The sequence below is a fragment of the Leucobacter soli genome (genome assembly GCF_042659205.1).
Taxonomy (GTDB): Bacteria; Actinomycetota; Actinomycetes; order Actinomycetales; family Microbacteriaceae; genus Leucobacter; species Leucobacter soli.
This window is the reverse complement of sequence record NZ_JBHSRW010000135.1, coordinates 1-6080: the sequence shown is the minus strand read 5'-3', so window position 1 is coordinate 6080 and position 6080 is coordinate 1. Positions and strand designations below refer to the sequence as shown.

Here is a 6080-nt window from a genome sequence, read left to right as displayed (position 1 = left end):
GGCCCAGCCTGCACGAGCGCGTGCCCGAGGGCGAGCTCGATCTGCGCCTGCTCGGCGTCTCGCCGGCCGCGCGCCGCCGGGGGATCGGCGCCCTGTTGATGCAGCACGTGCTCGAGCACGCGGCCGGCGTCGGGTTCTCGGGCGTCTCGCTGAAGACGCAGAAGTACATGACCGGTGCGCACCGCTTGTACGAGGAACTCGGCTTCGTCCGCGCGCCCGAGCGCGACGGCCTCTGGGTGGGGGACGAGAAGGTGCTCGACCTGATCGCCTATCGCCGGGACGTCGCCTGACGGATCGGTCATCGCCCTCTGCGTGCGGTCGCGCGTTCGCCGATCCCGCGAGTTCTCAGGCGAGCCGATCCTAGAATGGAGCTGTGAGCGACAGACAGCTGCATCTCGTGCGCCATGCGGAGGTCCAGAACCCCGAGGGCGTGCTCTACGGGCGACTGCCCGGCTACGGCCTCAGCGAGCTCGGCCACCGGATGGCGGAGGCCGCCGCACACGAGCTGCGCGGATCGGATCGCGCCGTCGGGCGTCTCATCGCGTCGCCGCTCCTGCGCGCCCAGCAGTCCGCCGCGCCGATCTCCCAGGCGATGGGCGCCGAGGTCGAGATCGACGAACGGCTCATCGAACCGACCAACAGCTTCGAAGGCCTGCCCCGCAGCGCCTTCGGCAGGCCCCGCTACTGGCATCGCTTCTGGAACCCGTTCCGGCCGAGCTGGGGCGAGCCCTATCGGTGGATCGCCGACCGGGTGCGCGCCGCGATGGACGATGCCTGGGAGAGCGAGGGCGATGGCGACATCGTCATGGTGTCGCATCAGGCCGTGATCTGGGCCGCGCACCGGGACGTGAACGGCGAGCCGCTCTTCCACAACCCCGCGAAGCGGCGCTGCGAGCTCTCCAGCATCACGAGCTTCGAGCGGCGCAGCGGGCGCTGGACCGAGATCGACTACCGGTCCCCGGCTGCGGCGCTGCTGGCGTCGTCGGTCGACGTGGGAGCGGTGTGAGGATGCGGCTGCGAGGTTCCGCACGGACGCTGGCGCTCGTCGCCGCGCTCGCGCTCGCGCTGCCGCTCGCGGCCTGCTCGGCGGATGGCGGCGACCTCGCCGCGCAGTGGCAGCAGGGCGGCGACAAGGGCTACATCGAGGGCGACGGCGCGACCACGAGCATCGCGCCCGAACAGCGCACCGATCCGGTGGTGTTCTCCGGGGTGACGGAGCAGGGGGACGCCTACGGCTCGGACGAGACGATCGGTTCGGTCACCGTGGTGAACTTCTGGTACGCGGGCTGCGCGCCCTGCCGTGCAGAGGCGGCGGATCTCGTCGCGGTCTACGACGAGTTCTCGTCTCAGGGCGTGGCGTTCGTGGGGGTCAACACCCGCGATCAGGTCGCGCAGGCCGCGCAGTTCTCCGAGGAGTTCGGTGTCGCATACCCCTCGATCATGGACAATGCGGGGGATCGCGCAGTGCAGCGCGCCTTCGCCGGGCAGGTACCGCTGAACGCGGTTCCCACGACGCTGGTGCTGGATGCCGAGGGTCGGGTCGCGCACCGGATCGTCGGCCAGCTCGCCGGCGAATCGCACCTCTCCACCCTGGTGCGCGAGACCCTGGCCGAGGGCTGAGCGGATGGGGTTGGGCGAGATGGTGGCGGACGGGCAGCTGCTCGTCGCCTCGCTGATCGCACTCGCCGCCGGGCTCGTCTCGTTCCTGTCGCCCTGCGTGCTGCCGCTCGTGCCCGGCTACCTGGCCTACGTCTCGGCGAGCGCGGGGGAACCGGTGCGCCGGGCGGCGGTCGTCGGCGGATCGATGACCGGTGTGCGCGCGCCGACCGAATCCATCGCCGTCGTCGACCGCCGCGCCGAGAGATATACCCGCAGGCGCATGGTCATCGGCGCGCTGCTCTTCGTTCTCGGCTTCACGGTGATCTTCGTCGCCGTGCTCATGCTGGCCGGCAGCGTCGGGGTGTGGCTCGCGCGCTGGGAGACCGCGATCACGCGGATCATGGGCGTCGTCATCATCGCGATGGGGCTCGTGTTCACCGGAGCGTTCGGCGGGATGCAGCGCACGGCCCGGCTGCGGATCAAGCCGCGTCTCGGCCTTGCCGGGGCCCCCGTGCTGGGCGCGGTCTTCGCGATCGGCTGGACGCCGTGCCTCGGGCCGACGCTCGCCGTCATCGGCACGCTCGCGCTGCAGAGCGGCACGGCCGCGCGGGGCGGATGGCTCGCGGCGATCTACTGCATCGGGCTCGGCCTGCCCTTCATCCTGGCCGCCTTCGGGTTCGGGTGGATGACCACGGCCACGACATTCTTCAAGCGGCATATCCGTGCGGTGAACCTCATCGGGGGCGGGCTGCTGATCGTCATCGGGCTGCTGATGGTGACCGGCATCTGGACGCGGATCATGTATGCGCTGCAGGCGGTGATCGGCGGATATGTCACAGTTCTCTGATCTCGGCGACCGGCCGGCCGACTACGAGGACGGCTCAGGAGCTCCCGCGAACGCCGGCGGCGGCCGCGGCGGCCCGGGCGGCGCTCCCGGCGGTGGTCCCGGCAGCGGTCCCGGCAGTGGTCCCGAACTCGGCCTGCGAGGCTGGCTGCGCTGGTTCTGGCGCCAGCTCACCAGCATGCGGGTCGCGCTGATCCTGCTCCTCATGCTGGCGATCGCCACGATCCCCGGGTCACTCCTGCCGCAGCGCAGCGCCGACCCCAACGGCGTGCTGCAGTACGAGGAGCAGCATCCGACGCTGTTCCCGATCCTCGACGCCTTCCCGATCCAGGCCTTCGACGTCTATGGCTCGGTGTGGTTCTCGTCGATCTACCTGCTGCTCTTCGCCTCGCTGATCGGCTGCGTGCTGCCGCGCATCGCCCACCACTGGCGCGCCCTGCGCTCGGCTCCGCCGAAGACGCCGGCCCGCCTCGCGCGCATGGCCGGCTACGTCGAGCAGCGCCTCTCGAACCCGGGCGCCGGGCAGGCCGAGCGCGAGGAGCTCGCCGAGCGGGCCGTCGCCGAGGCGCACGAGATCCTGCGCCGCCAGCGCTACCGGGCCGATATCCAGCGCTCCACCCGGCGCGACGGGACGGCCGAGGTCTCGGTCTCGGCAGAGCGCGGGTACCTTCGCGAGACCGGAAACCTCGTCTTCCACCTCGCATTGCTCGGCGTGCTCGTCAGCGTCGCCATCGGAGGGCTTTTCAGCTTCAACGGGCAGAAGGTGCTCGTCGAAGGCGAGTCCCTGCTGAACCAGCTGATCGACTACGACTCCGCGACCTCGGGGCGATCCTTCGACAGCTCGCGACTCGAGCCCTACCGGATGCGGCTCGACGAACTGGCCGTCGACTACGTCGGCCTCGACGACGCGAATACCCAGGCGATCGGCCAGGTCCGCGATTACCGGGCCTCGGTCACCCTCATCGACACCGACGGCACCGAGCACGAGGACGTCATCCGGGTCAACCATCCGCTGCGCCTCCACGGATCGCCGATCTACCTCATCGCGAACGGCTACGCGCCGACGATCACGGTGCGCGACCCCTCGGGCACGGTCGTGTTCAGCGAGTCCGTGCCCTTCATCCCCCAGAACGACGCGACTATGCTGTCGCTCGGCGTGCTCAAGGTGCCTTACGGGCTGAGCTACGAGGGCGAGGAGACCCAACTCGGTCTTCGCGGCTTCTTCTACCCGACCAAGGCTGAGCTCGACACCGGCGCCTGGACGTCCGACTACCCGGATCTCGAGAATCCCTGGCTGACCCTCGACGTGTTCGTCGGCGATCTCGGCATCGACGGAGGAATCCCGCAGTCGGTGTACGCGCTCGATACGACCGGCATGACCCAGCTCACCCGCGGCGAGGAGGGGCAGGAATCGCTGAAGCTGACCATCGGCGACACCGCCGAGCTGCCCGGCGGGATGGGCACGGTATCGCTCGACGCGGTGCCGCGCTACGCGAGCTTCGACGTGATGCGGAACCCGGCGCAGGAGTGGGTGCTGGTCTCTGCGCTCCTCGCCGTCGCCGGCCTGCTCTCGTCGCTGTTCGTGCCGCGCCGACGCATGTGGGTGAAGGCGATCGTCGTGCCCGACGGCGTGGTGCTGCAGTACGCCGCACTCGCGCGCGGCGACGATCCGACGCTCGAGCAGGCGGTCGAGCTGCTGCGCGAGCAGCATCGCGAGCGCCTGTAGCGCTCCCGGCTTCCCTTCCCCCCCCCCAACCTCCGCCCTTCCCCTCCCTTCCCTTCCGCCCTTCCCCCCCCTCCCTTCCGCCCTTCCCCCTCGCCTCTCCTTCCGCCTCCCCTTGTCCCATCCCTTCGCGGCAAGTGCTCAGTTGTGCGGGGTGCAGGCTGGCCACACCCCGCACAACTGAGCACTTGCGGGTTGCGGTCGGAGCAGGTCGGGGTCGGGCCGGGGTAGGGCCGGGGGCACGTCGCCGAGGCCGGGCACGAGCGGTGAGGGATGGCGGTGCCGCGTTACGCTGGGCGCATGGGCACGCGAGAAGACACCGTCGAGTTCCTGCTCGATCAGCTGAGCGCGCTCCCGAACCTGCGCACGCGCAAGATGTTCGGCGAGTACTGCCTCTACGCCGACGACAAACCCGTCGCCTTCATCTGCGACGACGAACTCTTCGTCAAGCCCACTCCAGAGGGGAAGGCCTACCTGGACGCCGCAGGCGCGCTCGACGAGGCCCCGGCATACCCCGGGTCGAAGCTCTACCTGCGCATCGGAGGCGACCGCTGGGAGGACCGCGACTCGCTCGCCGAGCTGATCGAGCTCACCTCGTCCGTGCTGCCGGCGCCGAAGCCGAAGCGGGCAGCGAAGCCGCAGACGCCCACGGCCTAGGGGGTGCCTGCTAGATCTTCGCCGCAAGGTGATTCGGGAGGGTGCGCGCAGTAAGCGAGGATCTCGCAGACGGGCCCGAGTCGGTGGCTAGGCTCAGAGCATGGCACAGGGACTACCAGAGGCAGGGGCCGAACCGCGCGCCCCCATGCACGTGCACGAGCGGGTCGCGGTCGTCAGCGGCGCGGGATCGGCCGACGGGATCGGCTTCGCCGCGGCGGCCAGGCTGGTGCGCGCCGGAATCCGCGTCGTGGTGGGCGCGACGAGCGAGCGGATCGTCGCTCGCGCGGCGGAGCTCGAGGGGATCGCCGCCGACGTACAGATGCGCGAAAACGCCGAAGCGCCGCCGAGCGGAAGCGCTGAAGCACGGGGCGCAGCGGGCGGATCCACCATCGAACCCGCGCCCTGGGCGGTGCCGGTCGTCGCCGATCTCACCGAGGAGGCGGGAGCGGCCGCGCTGATCGGCGCGGCGATCCACGCCTACGGACGCCTCGATGTGCTCGTGAACAACGCCGGCATGACCTCGGTGTCGGACCCGCAGGCGCCGGCCGCCGCCGAGGGCCTCGACCGCGCCGGCTTCGAACACGCCGTCACCCGCAACCTGACGACGGCCTACCTCGTGACACGAGCGGCGATCCCGCACCTCGTGCGTGCCGAGCACGGCCGCATCGTCACCGTCTCGTCGGTGTCGGGCCCGATCCTGGCCTACCGCGGCGACGTCGGCTACCACGCGGGCAAGGCCGGCCTCGTAGGCCTCACCCGTTCGCTGGCGGTCGATCTGGCCGGCTCCGGCACCACTGCGAACGCCGTCGCCCCCGGCTGGATCCGCACGGGCTCGGCGACCGAGCACGAGAACCGCATGGGCGACGCCACACCGCTCGGCCGATCCGGCACCCCCGACGAGGTCGCCGCAGTGATCGAGTTCCTCGCCTCGCCCGGTGCCTCGTATGTGACCGGTCAGGTGCTGGTCGTCGACGGCGGCAACGCGATCATGGACGAGAAAGGCTGAACGTGTCGGTGTCGTCGTCCCGCGATCTCCCAGCGATTCCGGACATCCTGAGACTAGGCTGAGTGGCTGTGCTGGAAACTCTGGAGCAGTACTCGACGCTCGCGCTCTACTCGGCGATGATCGTGTACTCGATGGCCTTCGCCTTCTACGCCATCGATCTCGCCAATCGCAGCGGCGACGATCTCGACGGCCGTGCCGCGGAACCCCGCGATACCGGGCGCGCGCACGGCGCGGGCGCGGCGGCGGAAGCC

The 6080-nt window shown here is 70.5% G+C and carries 7 protein-coding genes and 1 pseudogene; all 8 read left to right on the top strand.

The features are described from left to right. Positions 1-290, top strand: a 290-nt coding sequence (locus tag ACFPZL_RS08890) for a GNAT family N-acetyltransferase (RefSeq protein ID WP_382335134.1), incomplete at its 5' end; no start/stop codon positions are given. 83 nt (positions 291-373) lie between these two features. Beyond that, entirely contained in the window at positions 374-1006 is a 633-nt protein-coding gene (locus ACFPZL_RS08885) for a histidine phosphatase family protein (RefSeq protein ID WP_218116148.1), read from the top strand. Between the two features lie 2 nt (positions 1007-1008). Beyond that, positions 1009-1620 (top strand): TlpA disulfide reductase family protein, encoded by a 612-nt coding sequence (locus ACFPZL_RS08880; protein WP_382335132.1) that lies wholly within the window; start codon positions 1009-1011, stop codon positions 1618-1620. Positions 1621-1624: 4 nt separating this feature from the next. Next, on the top strand, positions 1625-2446 hold the full coding sequence (locus ACFPZL_RS08875) for a cytochrome c biogenesis CcdA family protein (RefSeq protein WP_218116147.1): 822 nt from the start codon (positions 1625-1627) through the stop codon (positions 2444-2446). Beyond that, complete coding sequence (gene resB / locus ACFPZL_RS08870; protein ID WP_218116146.1) at positions 2430-4169, top strand: cytochrome c biogenesis protein ResB; 1740 nt, start codon at positions 2430-2432, stop codon at positions 4167-4169. Before ACFPZL_RS08875 ends, resB begins: the two co-directional genes overlap by 17 nt. Before the next feature lie 297 nt (positions 4170-4466). Then, the gene (locus ACFPZL_RS08865) at positions 4467-4823 is read left to right on the top strand and encodes a TfoX/Sxy family protein (protein ID WP_218116009.1); all 357 of its coding nucleotides are present in this window, start codon (positions 4467-4469) and stop codon (positions 4821-4823) included. A gap of 100 nt (positions 4824-4923) precedes the next feature. Then, positions 4924-5829: an SDR family NAD(P)-dependent oxidoreductase gene (locus tag ACFPZL_RS08860; RefSeq protein ID WP_236022099.1), complete on the top strand. Its 906-nt coding sequence runs from the start codon at positions 4924-4926 to the stop codon at positions 5827-5829. A 62-nt stretch (positions 5830-5891) separates the two neighbouring features. Next, positions 5892-6080 (top strand): annotated as a pseudogene (locus ACFPZL_RS08855) (c-type cytochrome biogenesis protein CcsB); the annotation flags it as partial.